Origin of the sequence: Xanthomonas sp. 3058, from assembly GCF_014199765.1 — a bacterium.
Classification (GTDB): domain Bacteria; phylum Pseudomonadota; class Gammaproteobacteria; order Xanthomonadales; family Xanthomonadaceae; genus Xanthomonas; species Xanthomonas campestris_B.
On record NZ_JACHOF010000001.1, the window covers coordinates 197,194 to 215,862 of the forward strand.

Below are 18,669 nucleotides of genomic sequence, written 5' to 3' on the forward strand. Positions count from 1 at the left end.
CCGGCAGCTCGCACGATGCGCTCTCCATCAAAGAAAGCCACACCACATGTCTATCCAAGAATTTGCCGCTGCTGCGAGCATCACTTACTACACGATTTGCCTGTCCGAGCTTCTTTTCAACTACTCAGCAAGCAGCGTATTTCCCTGGATCCTCAGCCGCCTGCGCCGCCGGTAGCAGGCTTGGCATTAGGCGAGGCTGCCTCGCTGGTGGGCAGTTCTCGGATCTCGCGCATACGCTTGTCGCAATCGTCCTGCACCGGGACGTTGGCGTTGTAGGCATTGACCACCTGCTGCACCGTGCGCTCCTGCACGCGCTTGGGCGGGCACGGCTTGGTGAGTTCGGCTGGCACCGGGACGGTCTTGACCACCGGGACGTACACCACGTGCGGCACGGTCGGCTTGGTGGCCACCTTGCCGGTGCACCCTGCCAGGGCAAGCGCCAGGATCAGAGCAGAGGGATTTCGGGGCATAGCAACATCTCCAGTTGTGCGCGGCAGGTTGGCTTGGCCCTAGCCGCATCCAGCGCCTTCGCTGCAGCGGCCACCTTGGCTGCCGCCTCCTTGCCAGATTCGGATGCGCGCGAGGCGGCGGCGTCCGCGGCTGCCTTCCATTCGCTTGCGCGCTGCTCGGCCAGCCGGGTTTCGTCGCTGATATCGCTCAGCGCTTGGCCGCATGCGTTTGCTGCCGCGAGGTTGTCGGTCGCTGACAGCTTTGCCTGGTCCCGCTCACGCTCGGCTTTTGCCACAGCCTTGTCGGCCTGGGCCTGCATATTGTTCTCGCCACGGCTGCAGCCGGCCACGAAGATGCCGCCGGCCAACGCCACCATCAGCGCCCAGCGCAGCAGCGCCACATACGGTCTGAGGGGATCAGGGATCTGCATCGGCTGGGGCTCCGGCAGGCCTCGATACCACTTGTCCGTCATCGCATGGCTCCAGCTTGGGTTGTCGGGCGCCGCGAGCGATCAGTGCGGCGGCCTTGATAGCCAGGCCGGCACCAGCAATCCAAGCGACCATGTTCGGCGGTAGCGCGCTACGCCACTCGTCAGGGAGTTCGCCATAGGAAAGCGCGACGGCGCCGACGGCGAGCGCTGCGGCGTCGAGCTTCACGGACCACCAGCGCTTGAAGTTCGCGATATCCGGCACCGGCTCCAGGCCCAGCGCCCGCACTGCCTTCTCTGCGGCCTTCACTTGAGCCCCCTGAGCTGCTTGAGCTCCTTGATGTCCTGGTCGTGCTGATCCAGCTTGATCTGAGCCTTGGCCATCTCCAGCTTCATCGCCGGCACGTCAGCCAGCTGAGCGGTGATGTTGGCCAGACGGTCGTTGGTGAGTGCCTGCTGCTCCTTGAGCTCGGAGACCGACTGCTGCGTGGCGGCCTTGTCCACTGCGCTCTTCGTAGCGATCACCGTGCTCCCGAACCAGCCAAGCACCACCGCAATCAGCGTCGCGGCGCCGCCGACGATCCAGCGCTCCACGGTGCCGAGGGTGAAGCTCAGGCGTCCGTCGTTGTTCTGCTGTGCGTCCATGGTCATACGCTCCCGACCTTGCCGCCGGCCTTCTTGTACGCGGCGATGAGCTTCTCGATGGCGTGCTCGGGCTGGCCGTAGCCGGCGCCCGGCAGGCTGGCCCACAGGTTGCGCACCTTCGCCACCGCTTCCACGAAGCGACCGGCCTGGATGTCGGCGATCGCGCGCCGCTCCTTGATCAGCTGCAGCGCCCACCGGTCCTGCGAGAGCGGGCCGAAGTCCGGCAGCCTCAGCAGGTCGCGGTAGTGCGCGTAATCCTTGAGCATGAACTGGTAGCGGCCAGACGCGTTGCTGGTCAGCCCCTTCGAATTGATCGCCTTCGACTTGCGGCCGCCGGCGAACGGGTGCCGGCTGTAGTCGGTGAAGATCTCCGGCTTACGATCGGCGCCGGTGACGATGACGTCGTACCCGTCGTTTCTCGTGGCCGGGCTTGTGGACGTGCCCTCGGAATGCGCCAGCATGTCCAGGAAAGCCACGACGTTGCGGCCACCGGCTTGTTCGGGCGTGATGACCGCCATTGCTGCCTCCAAACAAAAAGCCCCGCCGGCTGGCAGGGCTGGAGCCGCGCGTCGGCGGCGGAAATAGGTGCCGGTTACGGTTCCGGCGCTGCATGCGCAGCCGTCACCCGGGCGTCTCTCGACGAGCCGGAGGTGCCGCGACCCGGTACTCCCAGTCCAAAGCGGCGATAGGTGCCCGCCCCGCTGCCGGCTAGGCACGAGGGTTGATCCGGTCTGGGATGCGGGCATTGAAGAACGGCGAGCACCGCCGCGGTGGTCCTGTCCCTTCAGCAGGTCCGCTGCGCCGCGCTGGTCCCGCCCAGCTGGGCAGATCGCGGCAGTGCTCTCCGATAGGTACCGACCGCCGCCGGCGGATTGGTGGGCGGCGTCATGTCGCCGGCCCGTGCGCGATCCCGGCGCGCAGCGCCTCGCTTCTCGACGAGGACCTGGCACGCTGGCAGCGGTCGGTGTTGGGCCCCAGAAACGCGAAAACCCGGCGCTGGGCCGGGTTTCAGGGGGAACTTTTGACAGTGCAGGAATCATGCAGATGGGTGACGTCACATGTCAAGCCTTGCGAGTGGACGCCAGACGCGTATTCTCCAGCTCAGGCTTGGTTCGGCGGTGCCGGCCATGGCCAGGGCCCCTTAGCGGGGTGTCCGAGGGTGGCTTAGCGGCTGCTCAATGGGTGGAAGGAAGCCCAGCCTGCAAGAGACAGATAACGTTGATTCAATCGGCTCACGACCGCGTCGCTTGAAGGCCAAGGAGGACTTGAATCCCGAACTCATCAAGGCGAGTGCACGCGCGGAGATGACGTCGTAGCAACGCGACGATAAATAAAGCCGAGATCGCCAACGCGGTCCCGGGGTACCCCTGGATCGCTCGTGCCGGAAATCCCGTCATGATTAAGATCCAGTTCGAGGTCCAGGTGGACCTGAGCAAGCTGATCAGGCTAGTGCCTGCGATCTTGCTCCTCCTGGCCCAATAAGCTGCACCCCGGCGCGACAGGTCACCGCGCCGGGACTTATGCAGCACGGTAAGCGTGCGTGCCCCGCAAATTATCGACGGCTTTGGTCAGCTCATAACGATACTGCCGTACCGTCAGCGCGCCGCCATACTGCTCAGCTACTATCCGCGCCTTCACCGCCTGGCTTGCCGCCACAGTGAACTCGGTGCGCATCACCAGCACACGCAGCGGAAACTGCCTCGACATCGAAGCCAGCGCTCGGTCTATCCAGCGCAGGTCGTCGGGGATGCCGATGTCGACGGCGACCTCCGGATTGTCGTGCGGCCGGTCGGCGTCGTTGCGGGCGCGCACCGGATCGACGGCCCATGCTGGTATTTCGCCCAGCGCGGTCAGCCCAGCCCGCTCAGCCATGAAGCGCCGCCGCTGCCGACCATCGCGCTCCACCAGCTCGCAGAAAGCCTGCTCCACCGTCTTCGGCGCGTAGTCTTTGGCGTTCTCCAGCACGTGTCGGCTGCGGTCGGAGCGGCTGAGGGTGTAGCGGTTTGCGTGGGCGTATCCCCATCGGCGCAGCTCGTCGAGCAGCGGATCTTCATTACGCCGCATGGCGAAATTCCTCCAACGTTTCATCATCCAGCCGGAACTGCGGCAGCCTGCCGTCGTCCTGGCACATCCCCATCTGCCTGCTTTCGTTGCCTTGGCAGTGCACGATCCCCAGCGTGCGATCGCGGCAGCTGCAGAACGCACACAGCCCGCGCTTGCGCACTGCCGCCGCGTACCGCTTCCGCAGCAGCTTCTCGTAGTAGGCCTCGGGCCGGCTCAGGTTCGTCGGGTTGAGCGTCATGCAGCGAGGGCTCCCGGCTGGTTCTTCTGCTCGTGCCACAGGGCCAGCAGCAGCGCCTCGGCGCGGCCGTCGTCCTTCTTGCGCTGCAGCTGCGGCGCGGCGGACGGGAAGCGGCGGATGGCCAGCTGCCGCGATGCATCCTTGTCCTTCCCGATCAGCCCGAAATGGCGCTTCCAGCTCTGCGGCTCGGCCAGGCTGAAGGGGATGCCCATCACCTCGAGCACCGCCTTGGCCTTGGCGTAGCTCTCGCCGAAGTTCATCGACGACTGCGCACCCGGTTTCCGGTCCCCCTTCGGCGGCATCGCCCGAACGCGCTCCACGCATCCCGCGAATACCGCGCCCGGGTGCTGGCTGCGAATCTCGCGGATGAAGACCGCGATCGCACGCGCATCGACTTCCTGCTTCTTGCCGACCGTCATTGTCGGCATGTCAAGGATCGGGCCAGCCTCGCCGTCGATCAGTGCGGCCACGGCGCCGGACATGCCGGGGTCAATTCCGAAGACCACGCGCAGCGTCATCGTGAACCTGCCTTCAGCGCATAGGCCTGCTGCGCCCGCTCGCGTGTACTGGCGATCGCCTTCTGCTTGCCGACGGCGACGCGCCGCTCCACCTCGGCAATCGTGTCGGCGCCGTCGCGTATTGCGTCGATGCACCGCGCATAGGCCGGATAGGTGCGCGAGAACTCTGCGACGCTGGCGAACACCTTGCCCTCAAATCGGATCGGGGTGGCAGTCATGGCCGCTTCTCCAGTTCGGCCAGCAGCGCGTCGGCCTGCTTCACCGCGTCGTGCGCAATCCACTGGCTGACCTTCATGTCGTTCACGGCCGCATGCCGCGCCAAACGGTTGTAGCCGTCCTCGCTCTGGATGCTGCAGACGATCCCCTGCATTGCTGCCTTGGCGAATTCCTCGCGCTTGGTCAGACGCTCCACACGCTGATCGCCGTTCGAGATCAGCTTTGCTGATTGCTGAATGCTCATGCCGCGCTCCTGAGTTGCATCGACAAAGGAAGTAAAAAAGTGATCTCGTAATGACCGTTGGTCAGTGGTCCGACAAGGAAGCCGCCATCGGGATGCGGATCCCATTCGTACCCGCCCCCGCATGCGACGACCGTGTGGTTCGTGCCGCGAGGGCTCATCCCGCCAAGCAGATAGCGGATGCCTGAATTGCGAGACTGCATGTAGGCAAAAACGCCCTCCACTCCGTTATCCGGGCCGAAGGAGACATCCACGGAACAAAGACCGTGTGCTGCCAGGAATTCCGCGACAGCAGCCTCCCAGTCGTAGCCCTGCTGGGTGGCGGCGAGTTGTGCAAAATGCGGCACCTGCCACGGCTCCAAGTCCATCAAGCAGGCAATGGCCGTGCGATGGCAGTCTCCGTAGATCTCGTTATGCGGCTCGTGCCGGAATAGCTGATGCCGCTGGATCATGCCGCCTTCCTCCGCTCTGCATCGGCTTCGTCCCAGCCCTCGCGCCAGGCCTCGCGGAGCAGTGCGCCCTCTTCGCCCATGGCGTATTTCGGTGAGTCGTCGCGCTTCTTGCTGGCCTGTCGCGCGCGGTGGCCGGCGAGCCGGGCGTTCTCGTATTGCTGCTGGTTCATGCTGCCCTCGGGATGTTGAGTAGTTGGTCCTGGTAGGTCTGCCAGGCTTCAGTGCCGCGGCCGCCCAGGACATCGAATGTCCAGATGCGGAACTCGCGGGCGTGGTGCTTAAAACTGGGCCCGAAGACCTCGCGCATGCGGTCGCGGGTCATGCCGGGCATCTGGTCACCGTCGTGGTGCCAGGCCCCCAGCGCGACGACCGCGTGCTGGCCGATCTGCTTCTGGCCGTGCAGGTCGCCGAGATTTCGGTGATGGATCTGCGTGTGGCCGCACTGGATGGCGCGCTGCAGGCCGGCGGCGATGCGCCAGCGGCAGACGACGCAACCGAGCGCGCGCGCGGCGTCCTGGTAGGCTTGCGCGGACCTGTTGGCTGCTTTGATTGCGCGGCGCATCAGGTTTGAGCCCTTGCGCTTGCCTGCCGGCGGGCTGCGAGCCACGATGCAGATCCAAGCTCAAAAGGATCGCTATGGCTGACCCGACCTATTGCCCTTTGTTCCTTGAAGCTCCGTGCCTCAAGCCAGAGGTCTGGGCAGCCTGGGCACAGGCCTTCCTTGCCACTGCATCCATTCTTGCAACAGGTTTTATCCCGACGTGGCAACAAGGACGTCGCGACGCGCAGACCACGCGCGCCTACATCCGGCTCGTCGAGCACGCCGAAGCGACGGCAACGAAATTTCTCGGGCAAGTAGACGAACTCAAATTGGAACCTTCGCGCGAGGTGATGGGCGGCGAATTGCCGGGCTTTCCGACCAGCGTCGAAGAGGCCTTCGGTTTTATTCGATTTGACCAGCTCACCAGCTACGATCTGCTGGAGCCTCTCTCTGAGGCACAACAGGCCGTAAAGCGGTTTAGAGAGCGTTGGTCTTCCTTGAAAACAGATGGTCAGCTTCGGATGATTCATCGAGATGCGTTTGAAGGCAGAATCAAAGAACTCGAGTTCCACAGGGGGATTTTGCGAAAGTGTGTGATTCAGATGCGGAGTGCGTCCTAACGTCATGCAGCCCTCCTCGCAGGTTTTTGCGCGCCCTGGCCGTTGGCCATCAGCCAGAACTCGGCCAGCACGTCGTTGATCAGCACGTGCGCATACGCCGCGCCGATGTGCCGGGTGATGCCTTCGAACAGCCGCCGGAACTCGTCCTCATCCATCGAATCGAACGCCAACGAACGCGCGACGGTGACAGGGATCGTTTCGATCCTCGGCAGTACTTCGCGCAGCAGCTTCGCCGCGCCAGGACCGAAGGCCGCATCTGACGCGGCCAGCACCGCGGCTACGACCGGCGTGGCGTCCATGTCGATCTGCTCGCAGCAGACGTTCGCCTCGCGCTGCAGCTGCTTGATCGCCTCGTGGCTGTCCAGGTTCTCCCAGCCCTCGACGTTCTCGACCATCAGCTGACCGATCTTATGCAGCAGCCGGTGGCGCCAGGCGTCGCGCGGTGCCTTGATTTCCAGCCGCACCTCCTGGCCGCGCCGGTAGCCGCGCTGCTTCATCAACTCACGGTCGACAGGATGCTCGGCGAGCATGGCCAGCCGCTCCTCGCCGGTGTCCATCACCACCACGCGCTCGATCAGCGCATAGATGGGGCGCGATGCGCGCTTGGCGCGGATCTTCTTTGCTGCAGCAGTCATGGTCATGCGTCGACGTCCTGCCGCGGCGTGCGCGGCTTGAGGTTACGGAAGCCGCGCGAGCGCGGCACCGGCTTGCCGTCGTCACTTTCAATCGGCGCCGGCTCCCAGTACTCGGGCAGGTTCTGGAACTTGAAGCGCTCCGGCATGTAGAGCACGCGCACCTCGCCAGGCGGGCCACTGCGCTGCAGCGGAACCAGCAGCTCGGCGGTGCCCTTCCAGCGGCTGTCGCGGTGGTACACCTCGTCGCGGTAGATGAAGATCACCGCATCGGCGTCCTGCTCGATCGATCCGGAGTCACGCAGATCCGCAGGCTGCGGGCGCTTGTCGGGGCGGTCCTCCAGCTTGCGATTGAGCTGCGACAGCAGCAGGACCGGCACGCCGAGCTCACCGGCGAGCAGCTTCAGGCCGCGGCTGATATCGCCGACCCCGTTGGCGCGGTTGTCGCCCTGGATCTCCATCAGCTGCAGATAGTCGATGACGATCAGGCCGAGCGGCTTGCGTGCGTGCTGCCGGCGTGCCTGCGAGCTGACGTGCTCGACGCGTGCCCGGCGCGGCCGGCTGACGAAGATGTCCGCCGCGCGCAGCTTGTGCATTGCGCTGGTGACGTTCGTCCAGTCCACGTCGTCCAGGTCGCCGGAGCGGATCCGGTTGCCATCGATGCCGCCCACCGACGCCAGCATGCGGTCGCCCAGCTCCTCCGCCTGCATTTCGAAGCTGAAGACCGCGACCGCTTTGCGCAGGTTGAGCGCGACGTGCTCGGCGATGTTCTGTGCCAGCGTGGTTTTGCCCATCTTCGGGCGCGCCGCCAGCACGTACAGGCCGCCCGGTTTCAGGCCACCCAGCAGGTTGTCCAGGCCGTCGATGCTGGTCGTGATGCCGTGGATGCCACCGCCATCGCGGGAGCGCTCGCCCAGACGTTCGAAGACGCGATCCATCACCGGCGCGACGGATTCGAGTTCGCATGGCTGGCTGTCCATCAGCGCGCCGATGCGCGATGTTGCGGCACCGATCAGCTCAACGCTGCTCTGGCCTTCCGGGTTGAAGCCTGAGTTGGCAATGCCGGTACCGACTTCGATCAGGCGACGCAACCGCGCCTTGTCCGCCACGATCTCAGCATAGGCGCGGATGTTGGCTGCCGATGGCGTGGTGCTGGCCAGCTCAATCAGGTACGCGCCGTCGGCAACCTGCTCCAGCAACCCCTGGGCTTTGAACCAATCGCCCATGGTCACCACGTCGAACGGCCGGCGCGGCTGTGAGATGGCCATCTCGCGGATGGCGCGAAACATCAGCATGTGGTCGCGACGGTAGAAGTCGCCCTCCTCAACCAGGTCGGCGATGTCGTCCCATGCGCGGTTGACCAGCATCAGGCCGCCAAGCACCGCCTGTTCGGCGTCCACGCTGTGCGGCGGCATGCGCAGCTGCGTGTCCTGCGGCTCGATGCGAGACCAGTCAGCCGCACGCCGTCCGTGCTGCTCGGACTCAGCCGCGTGGACGGGATCGCCGTGGCTGTACAACGCGGCCATGCGCTCAATGTCGTCGTGCATGCTCATGCAGCACCCCGCTCGGCCTGAGCCTCGGCATCGCGCACCCGGCGGTACTGCTCGCCAATGGTCGTCAGCGCGTAGCCGGTCTGCGGGTTGAGGTACCAGACTTTCTGCCAGTTGCCCCGCACGGCGTTGCGGAAGACGGCGCGCCAATCCACGTAGCGCTTCCGGTCGCCGGAGTAGCGATCAGCGAACGACAGCCACGCCAACTCGATGAACTCATCCGGGATGCCGGCCTTCTCGGCCCACTCGAACACAGGGTCGTCAGCGCGGATCGCATCTTCGTCACCGAGCGAGGTGCTCCAGCTGTCGAAGTTCTGCATGCGTGGCTTCGGCGAAGCACTGGCGGATGCTTCGCTGTTGTTGCTTTTAGGTTCTTTACGGTTAGACCGCAGCTGCTGCGGGGGTGACTGCGGCATTTGCGGTGGTTTGTGCAGATTTTGCGGTGGTTCGACTGCGGCATTTGCGGTGGTGCAGCTGCTGCGGGGGTGCAACTGCTGCGGTGGTTCGTAGGCATCTGGTGTGATGACGTAGCGCGTGTGGCGACCATTCGAACGGTCGGCGGCGACCAGGCCGACAGACTCCAACCAGCGGATGGCGCTGTGCACTGTTCGCTCGCTGAGACACGTGCGTTCGCAGATGGTTGGAATCGAGGGCCAGCAGTGGCCCTGGTCGTTTGCGTTGTCGGCGAGCGAGATGAGTACCGCCTTGGGCGACGGCGGCATGGTCATCGGCCAGCACTTGGACATGATCAGCGTGCTCATACCAGCCGCCCCGCCCGCTCCATGCGCTTCACCTGCCGATCGCTACGGCCTTCGCATTCGCGCTTCATGTCGAGCCAATAGGCGCGCGCAACGGCCTTCTTGCCGGCGCCCTGCGCCTGCCTTAGCAACTCTGCCAAGCGGCGGATGCGGCGCTCGCGGCGCCAGTCTTCGAGTAGCTGCAGGATCATGCTGCCTCCCTGACCGAAGCGGCCTCAGCGAACGCGTGCTGCGCTACCTGGGCAAACATCGCCTGCAGCTGGCCGCACACCGCCGCCACGGCCTTCGATTCGTTCGGGGTGAACACGTGGTCGTCGAGCGCGTCGGCGATCAGCTTGCAGAGCTTGCCCTTCAGCTCGCCGGCATCCAGCAGAGCCTCCATGAGGCTGCCAGCCATCGGCACGTCAGCGCGTTGGACGATGAAGTCGTGCTCGGCGGCCAGCGCGTGCAGGATCCGGAAGTCGCCAGTCAGCCCCATGATCTCGCTGGCTTCGGCCAGGGTCAGGTGGTGCGTGCGCGTGTTCGGGTTGACCTTGCTGCGGAGAACCGCTGCAGACATCGGCTTCTCTTCGCCGCGGTCGTTGATCGAGATGAGCCGTGTGGCCAGGGCCAGGCTGCCGCCGGGATAGTCCAAAACGGTCTTGTGTGCTGCATCGGAGATGTTCATCGGCGGGATACCTGAACGTGGTTCGTGAAGGGACCATCCGCCACGCTCTGCGCCATGGACGCACTGCAACGACGGATCAAATCAGCGAGAAGAAGGGCCCCAAACGTCACGACGATCGTGCGTGTGGGCGGCAACGTGTTTGGGCTGCGGTGGGTCGACGGCCGCATGCACGTGAAGCTGTTACGGAAGGGCTGAGACATGGCCAGGGAAGGCGTCGCCCCCCTTGCGGTAGGCTGCGGCTACGACACGCACAGCCCGCAGGAGGGCGACATGGAACTGTTGAATCGACAAGCACAGCGACAGCTGCTGGAGAAACTCGCCGAGGCCTACCCAATGGGATTGCCTGGCAGCGCGTTGGGGGCAAACGGGGACGACAACGCGTCCAGCGTCAACATCTGGTACCTGCACGAGCACAAGCTCGTCGAAGCTAAGCGCTACGACGGCATCGACGGAACCATGTTGCTCGGCGAGGTCAAAATCACCGCACGCGGCATGGACTTCCTGATGGATGACGGCGGACTTGGCGCTGTGCTGGGCGTGGTCACGATCAAGCTGCATGAGGAGACCCTTCGTCAGTTGATCGAGTCGAAGGTTCGCGATTCGGATCTGCCCCCGACACAAAAGTCGCGATTGCTTGATCAGCTTCGCAAGCTGCCTGCCGAGACCACAAAACACCTCGCCATGAAGCTGGTGGACGCGGGTCTGAAGCACGCGCCTGATGCACTTCAGCTACTTCAAAATGCTGTGGGCTAGCAGCCATGCGACGCATCACCAACCAGCTGCTTTCCGTGAGGCCGATGCAGAACTCATCGACGTTGATCGCCCGGTGCTGGTCTTCCACGAAGAGGCCGCGCGGTGCTGCAACCAGCGCGTGGATTTTCACGTCAGGCAGCATCGGCCACCTCCCCTGCGGGGTTGGCCGGCGGCCAGATATCGGGCCGCAGTTCGGTCAGAGAGACGGCTCCCTGGCTCTGAACGTGCAGCTGGCGCACCAGGCCGCCATCGAAGCGCTGGCCTTTGCTCATCGCCTTGCGGAGATAGCCAATGGAAGTGCCAGCGCGAGCGGCATAGTCGGCCTGCTCGGCTGGGGTCAAGGTCGTGAGGTAGCTGCGCAGAGTGTCCATGCGCGGAATATTACTCTTTGGTAATTTGTAGTCAACACCTTTTGGTCAATTACCGATAGGTAAGGGAAAATCGGTCATGACCTCTACAGACCCCACCATCGTTGCGCTGCGTCGCGCTCGTCTGCGCGCTTGGATCGATGACCGCCATGCTGGCGTGCAGGCATCCTTTGTGGCCGCTGTCGGCATTAATCAAGGGGAGCTGTCCGGCCTGTTGAATGGCAAGAAGTCATTCGGGGAGAAAAAAGCCAGATCGCTGGAGCAGGCTGCAGGCATGCCGAGCGGCTATCTGGACAATGACTCAACAGCAACCGCTGCGACCTCGACTGTCTTATCTGCTGAGACCCCTCAGGGATACCTTCGCCTTCAGCTTTTCGAGGGAGCAGCAGGGATGGGGCAAGGCGTGGTGAACCAAGATTTTCCCGAGGTTATGAAGGTCATGGAGGTGGCCGAATGGGAGGTCCGCCGAAAGCTCGGCTTTCTCCCAAAACCGGGGCGAATCCAAATCATCACTGGGCGTGGCCCCTCAATGCGCCCCAAGATTGAAGATGGCGACATCGTATGGATCGACACGTCCATCGACTACTTCGACGGCGACGACTATTACTTGATCAGCTACGACGGTGAGACACAGATCAAGATGCTGCAAAAAAGAAGCGATGGCCTCTATGTAGTCAGCGCGAACCCAGAATTCAAAGAGTGGCGCTGCGATCCCACGGATCTCGCAGTTCGCGGCAAGGCTCTCGTCCACGCTGGATTCCGTAGGTTCTAACTGGCCTGCCCGGGGATCGCGGTCTTGGTCTTGCTACCATTGACCGGTGCTCAACGGATGGCCTTCCGCAGTCGTCCACATAAGATGGGAAATGCATGAAGATTGGTCTGATGGCGATCAGCGCACTTGCAGTTGCTTTGCTGTCCGGTTGCCTCCAACCGACGAAGCAACCACGGGCAGATCAGATAGTAGATGTGTCTGCTGATCGGTTATTTGACTTTGGCGCCCAGGCAGACCCTACGGGTTCGATTTCTGTTGTCCGCGACATTGGCATGGTGGGATCCGGCTGTCTCTTGGGGCTTTACATAGATGGCAAGCCTGCTGCGCACCTCAACTCTGGCGAGCGCGCAACCATAGCTTTGAGCGTAGGGCGGCACGTTATTACTTCTCGATCGGTTGGCGGCAGGGGTCTTTGCGGTGTCAATAGCGAAGAGCGCCAGGTCGCGCGCAGCCACAGCCTTGAGATCGTGGTCGATCCAGGGCAATCCCGCTCCTACCGCATCCACACAGTGCTCGAAGGTGAGTCCAGTATCGAGCCGGCTCTGTAAGAGTCGGCTTGAACCTATCGCGACAGCCAATTCTGCTCGGTCAAAATAATTACCATCTGGTATTGACATGTAATTACCGTTTGGTAATCTACGTCCATCGCAACGAACTACCCGGATCCCGCCGGGGACGTGCGACGGAGAACGTAGATGTACGACCAGCCCCTACTTGTCGGAACCTCAGTGGCGATCACCATCGCCGCGCTGGCGCGACTCGGAACGCGCCTGATCAGGAAGCGCGTTTCGGCGCTCGATGCGGAAGCCTTCATGCGCTGCCCCGTTGGGGACGATTACGCACTGCAGCTCATCCTTGCGGTCAAGCAGCTCCCGGAAGCGCAGGCTGTAGACGCGCTCATCCGCCGTGGTGACTTGGACAGTGTGGGCGCCAGCATCCAGTGGTTCGTTCAGCGCCTCGGGGTGGATGCGGAAAGAAAGTGCGGTGCCTTTTTCGACAACGGCGCCAACGAACTGCTGCCCGTGTTCGACCCTCAGGCGATGGGCTTGGCCCTTCCCATCCCGGCCAGCTATCAGGCTTATGTCTGCGATGGTCACCGCTACACCGCCACGGTTTACGACCTTGATGAGAAGGCGGGTCGGCTTGTCATGGACTGGCTCGAACTGCATGCCGATTCGGAGACTGCGGGCACCTCGCACGTAGTTGATAGCCAAGTTCGAGACAGCGACCGCGCAGCCGATAACGGCAGCCGCGAACGTGACCCATTGTGCCCAGACAGGCATAGCGCTTCCTCCATTGGCGCGAATTCGCTTACAGATCATAGCGGCCAGTCCGCCCAGCGTGGGGAGGCCTGAGCCATGGCCAATCACCACCCGTACCACCCGCAATGCGGCTGCGCGACCTGCAGCCGGCATGAGCTGTCCGACGAGCGCGCCGACGTTCTGGCGCTGGCCCTGCACCGCGATGGCAGCGTTCTGAGCGAGGCGCTGGGCGAGCTGACGACCGAGCAGCTGGCCCTGATCGCCGGCCACCTGGCCCAAGGCAACGACGAAGGTGCCGCAGAGATCCTGCGCAACGCTGTCACCGACTACCTGTCGCAGCTGATCAACGGCCGCATGGACGACGTGGACTGCTCGCGCATCGAGGCGGTGCAGCACTACCTGACGGTGTACGAAGCCAAGCCGGCGCCGGTCGCCGAGATGCCGTGGCGGGTGGCGGCATGAAGACCATCCCACAGTGCGGCCCGAACGGCATCTGGGATCACCTCGGCTACTCGATCAACCGGTGTGCGCGCGGCGGCCGAACCATCACGCGCCCGGACGGATCGGTGGTCGACACCATCACGCGAGCACATGAGCTCGAGGACGGCTATGCGCGCGAGCTGCGTGCCGGGAAAGCCGAGCTGGCTTCTCATGGCTTCGAGTTGGAGGCAGAGGCATGAGCGCCGTTATCCCCTTCCCCACCGCTGCTCGCGGCGCCGATCTGGTCCGCGCCATCGCAACGGAGCGCGGCTACGGCCCGGTGGTTGCTGGCCAGCTGGCCCGGACCTTTCGCCCCGACAACGTGCGGCCTCTGCGCGTGCAGGCATCGCAGCATGTGCGCGATCCGGACGAGTCGGCAACGACCTACTTCGACGGTCCTGAGGCAGCCTGACATGCACGAGCAGACCGACCCCGAATATCAGAGCTTCATGCTGCGCGAAGACGCGATCTTCGCTGCGTTCTTCATGGCGATCGGCGCAGGCGCAGCGCTGCTTTTCCAGGCGGTATTCCTGTGAACGGCCGCCGCTACACCAGCTTTGCGTGGCTGTGCGTGTTGATTGTTGTGCTGGTGGCGTTCGGCTGCCTGGCCTATAGCCGCAACGCCGATCTGGTCGCCCAAGCGCTCAACACGATTGCATTTTTCCTGGCGCTGCATCTGCCCGAGAGCTGGCGCAACGCCCGAGCACGTGCGCACCGCGACCAGCCGCAGCCAGCCACCGACATCACGCCTGATTTTCCGGAACAGCCGCGCCGCGGCATCCGCTGATCCCCGCCGGTACGCCGGCACCACCGACGAGGTATCCAATGTTTCAGCTCGAAAGGCACGAGGCGTCCATCGCCAACGTCAACCAACGCATCCAGCGGCACGGCGAAGAACGCAAGCTGGCTGTCGACATCAAGTACGTCCTGAGCGTCAGCAACGAAGCGCTCGATTCGTTCGACTCGACGCTGCGCCACGACCTGTTCCGCAAGCCGGCGAAGGGCGAGCAGCAGGATCTGCCGCAGATCGGCGGCGACGGCCTGACCGCCGTGAAGCATCCGGCACTGGAGCCGCTGAAGCTGAGCCACGAATTCACCGGCTACGAGATGCACCTGGCCGGCCTGCTGGAAGCCGGCGATCCCATCATCCTGGTCGACGTGAAGCTCAAACGCTTCGTGATCGAACCGAAGGAAGGCGGCAGCTTGGCGATGTCGTTCACTGCATCGGCCGAAGTCGAGCCGCAGGAACTGGCCGAGCTGTCGGAAGCGCTGATTCGCGAAGACGTGCTGCTGACGCTCCTCGCTCCCAAGCGCGGCACTGCAGCTGCCGAAGATCTGACCGAAGGCGGCGACACGCTCGATGCGCAGGACAGCGCGGCAGCAGCTGCCGAAGCCGCGAGCCTGATCGACGCCGGCAAGAAGGTGGCGGCATGAACGCGCCCCTCTGCATCCCGCTGATTGACGTGGAAAGCCGCCAGATCGCGGCGATCGGCCACGACGCCGCCTGCCAGACACTGGCCGTACGCTTCAAGAACTGGAAGGGCGAGATCACCTCGCTCTATCACTACGACAACGTCACGGCCGACGACTACGCCGCGCTGCAGGCGGCCGAGTCGAAGGGTGGCCACTTCAACAAGGTGATCAAGGCCGACCCGGTGCGCTGGCCTTACCGCAAGGTCGAAGACCGCCCGCTCTCCGACGCGGCCTGATCCCAAACCCTGATCCGTGGCAGGTGTCCACGGACGCGATCGCACCGTGCATTGACTCTCGAAGGTCAGACGTTAAAGGCAGGAAGGGAACCGCACGCACCGCCGACACGTGCGCAAGAAGGAGCGGAAGGCTCAGCGCCTATGCAGCCGGGAAAGACCGGCCCCAGCGAAAGCTCATGGGTGAACGAGTGGTGCGGATGCAACACCGCTGACCGCCGGGAAAGACCGGCCCCTATCCATAGCGGAGCGGCTTGCGATCAACGAGCGTCCATGTCTTGCGTATCGAAGACCAGGCCGCTCCGCTATGGAGGGAATGCGCAGGCTGATGCGCAAAGCGTGTGGGGCAACTCCGAACACGTGCGGAACGTCATGGCCCTGATGCCGGGATCAGCTCCGGCCCCTCCACCAAACCCCAACGCGTAGGGCGCGAGCGAGCCCAGCGTGGCCCCGGCTTGACGGGGCACCTCATTCCCACCTCGCCGGAACCGCCGGCTGGAGCAATCACGCAATGAACGCACAAGTACAAGAAGGCCAGCTCGTCCCCGAGGAAGGCATGGCCGCCATGATCAGCCGCTCGGAGATCGAGCAGCAGATCTCCACCGCACGCCGATTCCCGCGTTCGCTCAAGCGCTTCCGCGACGAAGCCATCCAGATGGTCACGCTGAGCCAGAGCATCGCCGAGCAGTGCGTCTACGCCCTGCCCCGCGACGGCAAGACGATCGAGGGTCCATCCGCACGCTTTGCCGAGATCGTCGCCTCTGCATGGGGCAACAACCGTGCAGGCGCACGCGTCATCGACGACAAGGGCGAGTTCATCACCGCGCAGGGCGTCTTCCATGACCTGGAGCGCAACGTGGCGATCACCTACGAGGTGCAGCGCCGGATCGTGGACCGACAGGGGCGCCGCTTCAAGGCCGACATGATCGGCGTCACCGCGAATGCCGCTTGCTCGATCGCATTGCGAAACGCCGTATTGAAGGGCGTGCCGAAAGCCTTCTGGGAAGACATGTACGTCGAGGCCCGCAAGGTGATCATGGGCGACATCAAGACCCTCGCGAACCGCCGCGCCGATGCGCTGGCGCACTTCCAGCGGTTCGGGGTCACGGCCGAGCAGGTCTGCGCCAAGCTGGAGGTACCAGGCATCGAGGATATCGGCCTGGAACATCTGGTTCTGCTGCGCGGCATCGTGACCGCGATCAAGGAAGGCGACACGACTCCGGAAGACGCCTTCGCAGGCAGTACCACTGCAAGCACGCAAAAGCCCACCGGCTACACCCCCGAAGCGTTCACGGCGTCCATGAAGACGTGGAGCGCTGCGATCGAGGCCGGCAAAAAGTCTGCTGACGAAATCATTGCAATGGCCGAAACGAAGGGCGCTTTGACTGCGGAACAACGCGCAGCAATCCACGCGTGCGAGAAGCCGGCCGGTACCGACACCCACACCGCCGAAGTAACCGGAGATCAAGCATGAAGATGGTCAACCTGATCCAGGGCACTGCGGAATGGCATGCCCACCGCGCAACCCACCTCAACGCGAGCGAAGCACCGGTGATGCTCGGCGAGTTCCCGTCCGTTACCCGCAGCGAGCTCCTCAAGGTCCGCGCGACTGGAGTTGAATCGGAAATTAGCTGGTTCCTGCAGCAGATCTTTGACGACGGCCATCGCTTCGAGGCGCTCGCGCGACCGCTGGCAGAGTCGATTGTGGGCGAAGACCTGTACCCGTGTGTCGGCGTGGAGGGAAAGCTATCTGCGTCGTTCGACGGCCTCACGCTGCTGGGCGACGTGCTGTTCGAGCACAAGATGCTGAACGCCACGCTGCGCGCCTGCATGACGGAAGGCTGCACCGGCACCGAACTGCCGGTCTATCACCAGATCCAAATGGAACAGCAGCTGGCGGTATCCGGAGGCGAACGTGTGCTGTTCATGGCGTCGGAATGGGATGCCGACGGCAACCTGGTCGAAGAACGCCACTGCTGGTACGTGCCCAACCTCGAAGTGCGCCAGCGCATCCTGGCCGGTTGGGAGCAGTTCGAGCGTGACGTCTGCTCGTACGAAGACAAGCCGGCCATTGCGCCTGCCGTCGGCCGTGCCCCGCAGCATCTTCCGGCCCTGCATATCGCGGTCACCGGCATGGTGACGGCATCCAATCTCGCCGACTTCAAGGCGTCGGCAATGGCAGTGCTGAGCGGCATCAACCGCGAGCTGCAGACCGACGACGACTTTGCCAATGCCGAGCAAACCGTGAAGTGGTGCAAGGGCGTCGAGGATCGGCTGGAGGCGACGAAGCAGCAGATCCTCGGCCAGACCGCAGACATCGACGCGGTGTTCCGGACGATGGATGACGTCGCGGCCGAAGCGCGCCGCGTGCGCCTGGAGCTCGACAAGCTGGTCAAGGTGGAGAAGGACAACCGCCGCACCCAGATCGTCGCCAACGGCGTGCAGTCGGTGCGGGATCACTACGCGTCCATCAATGCCGGTCTCGATGCGCATGCACTGGCGGTTCCGCCTTCGCTGCAGGCCGACATCGGCGCGGTGATCAAGGGCAAGAAGTCGATCAGCAGCATGCAGGATGCCGTCGGCACCGCTGCCGCCAACGCCAAGATCGCCGCCAGCCAGCAGGCCGAGCGCGTGCGCGCGAACGTGCGCGTGCTGGAAATGGAAATGGGCACGTTCGCCGGTCTGTTCCATGACCGCGTGCAGCTGTGCGCCACGAAGTCGCCGGAGGATCTGCGCAACCTGATCACCGCGCGCATCACCGAGCAGCAGCGCGTGGACGAGCAGCGACTGGAAGCGCAGCGCGAGAATATCCGTCAGGAGGAAGCGGCCAAGCTGGCGCGCGAGCAGCAGGAGCGTGAGGCAGCGCAGCGTCGCGCCGATGCACAGGCCGAGGCAGCACGTATCGCGGCTGCGCCTGCACCAGCGCCTGCGCCCGCTGACTCTGCAACTCCCGCCCGGGTGCTCACGCCTGCTCCGGTGGCGGCGGCTCCTGCTGCCCTCTCCCCCGCCCTCGCTCAAGCGGTCAAGTCATTGGCAGCGCCGGCACCGGCCCAGGTCGTGCGCATCAAGCTCGGCGACATCAACGCGAAGATCGCACCGCTGACGATCACCGCCGATGGCCTGGCGCAGCTGGGCTTCCTGCCGGTAACCATCGAGCGCGCCTCGAAGCTGTACGACGCGGCGGAACTGCCGGCCATGTTCACCGCCATGCAGCAGGTCTTCGCCCGCGCGGCCACATCCAGCTACCAGCAGGCCGCCTGATGTTGCGCACCTGCACGAGCTGCACTCGACGCCTGGATGAAGCCGAGT

At 64.1% G+C, this 18,669-nt stretch carries 33 protein-coding genes; 14 read left to right on the forward strand and 19 right to left on the reverse strand.

The window, feature by feature from the left end; translation table 11 throughout:
• Positions 1-152 precede the first annotated feature (152 nt).
• The 13 genes from GGR61_RS00955 to GGR61_RS01015 all read right to left on the reverse strand — a co-directional run bounded on the left by GGR61_RS00955 (position 153) and on the right by GGR61_RS01015 (position 5,858).
• Entirely contained in the window at positions 153-470 is a 318-nt protein-coding gene (locus tag GGR61_RS00955; protein WP_184620161.1) for a hypothetical protein, read from the reverse strand.
• Positions 446-880 (reverse strand): hypothetical protein, encoded by a 435-nt coding sequence (locus tag GGR61_RS00960; RefSeq protein WP_184620162.1) that lies wholly within the window; start codon positions 878-880, stop codon positions 446-448. The genes GGR61_RS00955 and GGR61_RS00960 overlap by 25 nt, the downstream gene beginning before the upstream one ends.
• Positions 867-1,187 (reverse strand): hypothetical protein, encoded by a 321-nt coding sequence (locus GGR61_RS00965; RefSeq protein ID WP_184620163.1) that lies wholly within the window; start codon positions 1,185-1,187, stop codon positions 867-869. Before GGR61_RS00965 ends, GGR61_RS00960 begins: the two co-directional genes overlap by 14 nt.
• The gene (locus GGR61_RS00970; RefSeq protein WP_234746909.1) at positions 1,184-1,522 is read right to left on the reverse strand and encodes a hypothetical protein; all 339 of its coding nucleotides are present in this window, start codon (positions 1,520-1,522) and stop codon (positions 1,184-1,186) included. Before GGR61_RS00970 ends, GGR61_RS00965 begins: the two co-directional genes overlap by 4 nt.
• 2 nt (positions 1,523-1,524) lie before the next feature.
• Complete coding sequence (locus tag GGR61_RS00975; protein ID WP_184620164.1) at positions 1,525-2,040, reverse strand: glycoside hydrolase family 104 protein; 516 nt, start codon at positions 2,038-2,040, stop codon at positions 1,525-1,527.
• Positions 2,041-3,040: 1,000 nt separating this feature from the next.
• Complete coding sequence (locus GGR61_RS00980; RefSeq protein WP_184620165.1) at positions 3,041-3,586, reverse strand: hypothetical protein; 546 nt, start codon at positions 3,584-3,586, stop codon at positions 3,041-3,043.
• Positions 3,576-3,824 (reverse strand): hypothetical protein, encoded by a 249-nt coding sequence (locus GGR61_RS00985; protein WP_046735406.1) that lies wholly within the window; start codon positions 3,822-3,824, stop codon positions 3,576-3,578. The genes GGR61_RS00980 and GGR61_RS00985 overlap by 11 nt, the downstream gene beginning before the upstream one ends.
• On the reverse strand, positions 3,821-4,342 hold the full coding sequence (locus tag GGR61_RS00990) for a crossover junction endodeoxyribonuclease (RefSeq protein WP_184620166.1): 522 nt from the start codon (positions 4,340-4,342) through the stop codon (positions 3,821-3,823). The genes GGR61_RS00985 and GGR61_RS00990 overlap by 4 nt, the downstream gene beginning before the upstream one ends.
• Entirely contained in the window at positions 4,339-4,560 is a 222-nt protein-coding gene (locus GGR61_RS00995; RefSeq protein WP_184620167.1) for a hypothetical protein, read from the reverse strand. Before GGR61_RS00995 ends, GGR61_RS00990 begins: the two co-directional genes overlap by 4 nt.
• Complete coding sequence (locus tag GGR61_RS01000) at positions 4,557-4,802, reverse strand: hypothetical protein (protein WP_184620168.1); 246 nt, start codon at positions 4,800-4,802, stop codon at positions 4,557-4,559. Before GGR61_RS01000 ends, GGR61_RS00995 begins: the two co-directional genes overlap by 4 nt.
• Positions 4,799-5,251: a hypothetical protein gene (locus GGR61_RS01005; protein WP_184620169.1), complete on the reverse strand. Its 453-nt coding sequence runs from the start codon at positions 5,249-5,251 to the stop codon at positions 4,799-4,801. The genes GGR61_RS01000 and GGR61_RS01005 overlap by 4 nt, the downstream gene beginning before the upstream one ends.
• Positions 5,248-5,421: a hypothetical protein gene (locus tag GGR61_RS01010; RefSeq protein ID WP_164739496.1), complete on the reverse strand. Its 174-nt coding sequence runs from the start codon at positions 5,419-5,421 to the stop codon at positions 5,248-5,250. The genes GGR61_RS01005 and GGR61_RS01010 overlap by 4 nt, the downstream gene beginning before the upstream one ends.
• Positions 5,418-5,858 carry a hypothetical protein gene (locus GGR61_RS01015; protein WP_184620170.1) on the reverse strand — a complete coding sequence of 147 codons (441 nt, stop codon included), beginning with the start codon at positions 5,856-5,858 and terminating at the stop codon, positions 5,418-5,420. Before GGR61_RS01015 ends, GGR61_RS01010 begins: the two co-directional genes overlap by 4 nt.
• 29 nt (positions 5,859-5,887) lie before the next feature.
• Between GGR61_RS01015 and GGR61_RS01020 the strand changes: the two genes are divergently transcribed.
• Positions 5,888-6,412, forward strand: coding sequence for a hypothetical protein (locus GGR61_RS01020; RefSeq protein ID WP_184620171.1), 525 nt, complete (start codon positions 5,888-5,890; stop codon positions 6,410-6,412).
• A gap of 2 nt (positions 6,413-6,414) precedes the next feature.
• On the opposite strand, the gene GGR61_RS01025 is transcribed toward GGR61_RS01020, so the two are convergent.
• Genes GGR61_RS01025 through GGR61_RS01045 form a run of 5 tightly spaced genes read right to left on the reverse strand, consistent with a single transcriptional unit; the run spans position 6,415 to position 10,019 of the window.
• Positions 6,415-7,053, reverse strand: a complete 639-nt coding sequence (locus tag GGR61_RS01025) for a hypothetical protein (protein WP_184620172.1) — start codon at positions 7,051-7,053, stop codon at positions 6,415-6,417.
• On the reverse strand, positions 7,050-8,591 hold the full coding sequence (gene dnaB, locus GGR61_RS01030) for a replicative DNA helicase (protein WP_184620173.1): 1,542 nt from the start codon (positions 8,589-8,591) through the stop codon (positions 7,050-7,052). The genes GGR61_RS01025 and dnaB overlap by 4 nt, the downstream gene beginning before the upstream one ends.
• Before the next feature lie 2 nt (positions 8,592-8,593).
• Positions 8,594-9,355 carry a helix-turn-helix domain-containing protein gene (locus tag GGR61_RS01035; RefSeq protein ID WP_184620174.1) on the reverse strand — a complete coding sequence of 254 codons (762 nt, stop codon included), beginning with the start codon at positions 9,353-9,355 and terminating at the stop codon, positions 8,594-8,596.
• Positions 9,352-9,543 carry a hypothetical protein gene (locus tag GGR61_RS01040; protein ID WP_184620175.1) on the reverse strand — a complete coding sequence of 64 codons (192 nt, stop codon included), beginning with the start codon at positions 9,541-9,543 and terminating at the stop codon, positions 9,352-9,354. Before GGR61_RS01040 ends, GGR61_RS01035 begins: the two co-directional genes overlap by 4 nt.
• The gene (locus GGR61_RS01045; RefSeq protein ID WP_184620176.1) at positions 9,540-10,019 is read right to left on the reverse strand and encodes a phage regulatory CII family protein; all 480 of its coding nucleotides are present in this window, start codon (positions 10,017-10,019) and stop codon (positions 9,540-9,542) included. Before GGR61_RS01045 ends, GGR61_RS01040 begins: the two co-directional genes overlap by 4 nt.
• A 270-nt stretch (positions 10,020-10,289) precedes the next feature.
• Here GGR61_RS01045 and GGR61_RS01050 point away from each other — a divergent pair, with 270 nt between their 5' ends.
• Entirely contained in the window at positions 10,290-10,772 is a 483-nt protein-coding gene (locus GGR61_RS01050) for a hypothetical protein (RefSeq protein ID WP_184620177.1), read from the forward strand.
• A gap of 131 nt (positions 10,773-10,903) precedes the next feature.
• Here GGR61_RS01050 and GGR61_RS01055 read toward each other — a convergent pair whose 3' ends face one another.
• Positions 10,904-11,143, reverse strand: coding sequence for a hypothetical protein (locus tag GGR61_RS01055; protein ID WP_029828551.1), 240 nt, complete (start codon positions 11,141-11,143; stop codon positions 10,904-10,906).
• Positions 11,144-11,219: 76 nt separating this feature from the next.
• On the opposite strand from GGR61_RS01055, the gene GGR61_RS01060 reads away from it, so the two are divergent.
• From GGR61_RS01060 to GGR61_RS01110, 12 genes are all read left to right on the forward strand, one after another.
• Positions 11,220-11,912 carry a helix-turn-helix transcriptional regulator gene (locus tag GGR61_RS01060; protein ID WP_184620178.1) on the forward strand — a complete coding sequence of 231 codons (693 nt, stop codon included), beginning with the start codon at positions 11,220-11,222 and terminating at the stop codon, positions 11,910-11,912.
• A 95-nt stretch (positions 11,913-12,007) separates the two neighbouring features.
• Positions 12,008-12,460: a hypothetical protein gene (locus tag GGR61_RS01065; RefSeq protein WP_260286785.1), complete on the forward strand. Its 453-nt coding sequence runs from the start codon at positions 12,008-12,010 to the stop codon at positions 12,458-12,460.
• Between the two features lie 147 nt (positions 12,461-12,607).
• The gene (locus GGR61_RS01070) at positions 12,608-13,267 is read left to right on the forward strand and encodes a hypothetical protein (protein ID WP_047130265.1); all 660 of its coding nucleotides are present in this window, start codon (positions 12,608-12,610) and stop codon (positions 13,265-13,267) included.
• A gap of 3 nt (positions 13,268-13,270) precedes the next feature.
• A complete protein-coding gene (locus tag GGR61_RS01075) occupies positions 13,271-13,636 on the forward strand; it encodes a hypothetical protein (protein ID WP_184620179.1) in 366 nt (121 codons plus the stop codon).
• Complete coding sequence (locus GGR61_RS01080; RefSeq protein ID WP_184620180.1) at positions 13,633-13,854, forward strand: hypothetical protein; 222 nt, start codon at positions 13,633-13,635, stop codon at positions 13,852-13,854. The genes GGR61_RS01075 and GGR61_RS01080 overlap by 4 nt, the downstream gene beginning before the upstream one ends.
• Entirely contained in the window at positions 13,851-14,066 is a 216-nt protein-coding gene (locus GGR61_RS01085) for a hypothetical protein (protein WP_184620181.1), read from the forward strand. The genes GGR61_RS01080 and GGR61_RS01085 overlap by 4 nt, the downstream gene beginning before the upstream one ends.
• Before the next feature lies 1 nt (position 14,067).
• Entirely contained in the window at positions 14,068-14,190 is a 123-nt protein-coding gene (locus GGR61_RS21000; protein ID WP_260286787.1) for a hypothetical protein, read from the forward strand.
• Positions 14,187-14,441 (forward strand): hypothetical protein, encoded by a 255-nt coding sequence (locus GGR61_RS01090; RefSeq protein WP_184620182.1) that lies wholly within the window; start codon positions 14,187-14,189, stop codon positions 14,439-14,441. The genes GGR61_RS21000 and GGR61_RS01090 overlap by 4 nt, the downstream gene beginning before the upstream one ends.
• Positions 14,442-14,479: 38 nt before the next feature.
• On the forward strand, positions 14,480-15,088 hold the full coding sequence (locus tag GGR61_RS01095; RefSeq protein WP_184620183.1) for a hypothetical protein: 609 nt from the start codon (positions 14,480-14,482) through the stop codon (positions 15,086-15,088).
• Entirely contained in the window at positions 15,085-15,363 is a 279-nt protein-coding gene (locus GGR61_RS01100) for a KTSC domain-containing protein (protein WP_184620184.1), read from the forward strand. Before GGR61_RS01095 ends, GGR61_RS01100 begins: the two co-directional genes overlap by 4 nt.
• Before the next feature lie 508 nt (positions 15,364-15,871).
• Positions 15,872-16,834, forward strand: a complete 963-nt coding sequence (locus tag GGR61_RS01105; protein ID WP_184620185.1) for a hypothetical protein — start codon at positions 15,872-15,874, stop codon at positions 16,832-16,834.
• Positions 16,831-18,621, forward strand: a complete 1,791-nt coding sequence (locus GGR61_RS01110; protein ID WP_184620186.1) for a hypothetical protein — start codon at positions 16,831-16,833, stop codon at positions 18,619-18,621. Before GGR61_RS01105 ends, GGR61_RS01110 begins: the two co-directional genes overlap by 4 nt.
• Positions 18,622-18,669 lie beyond the last annotated feature (48 nt).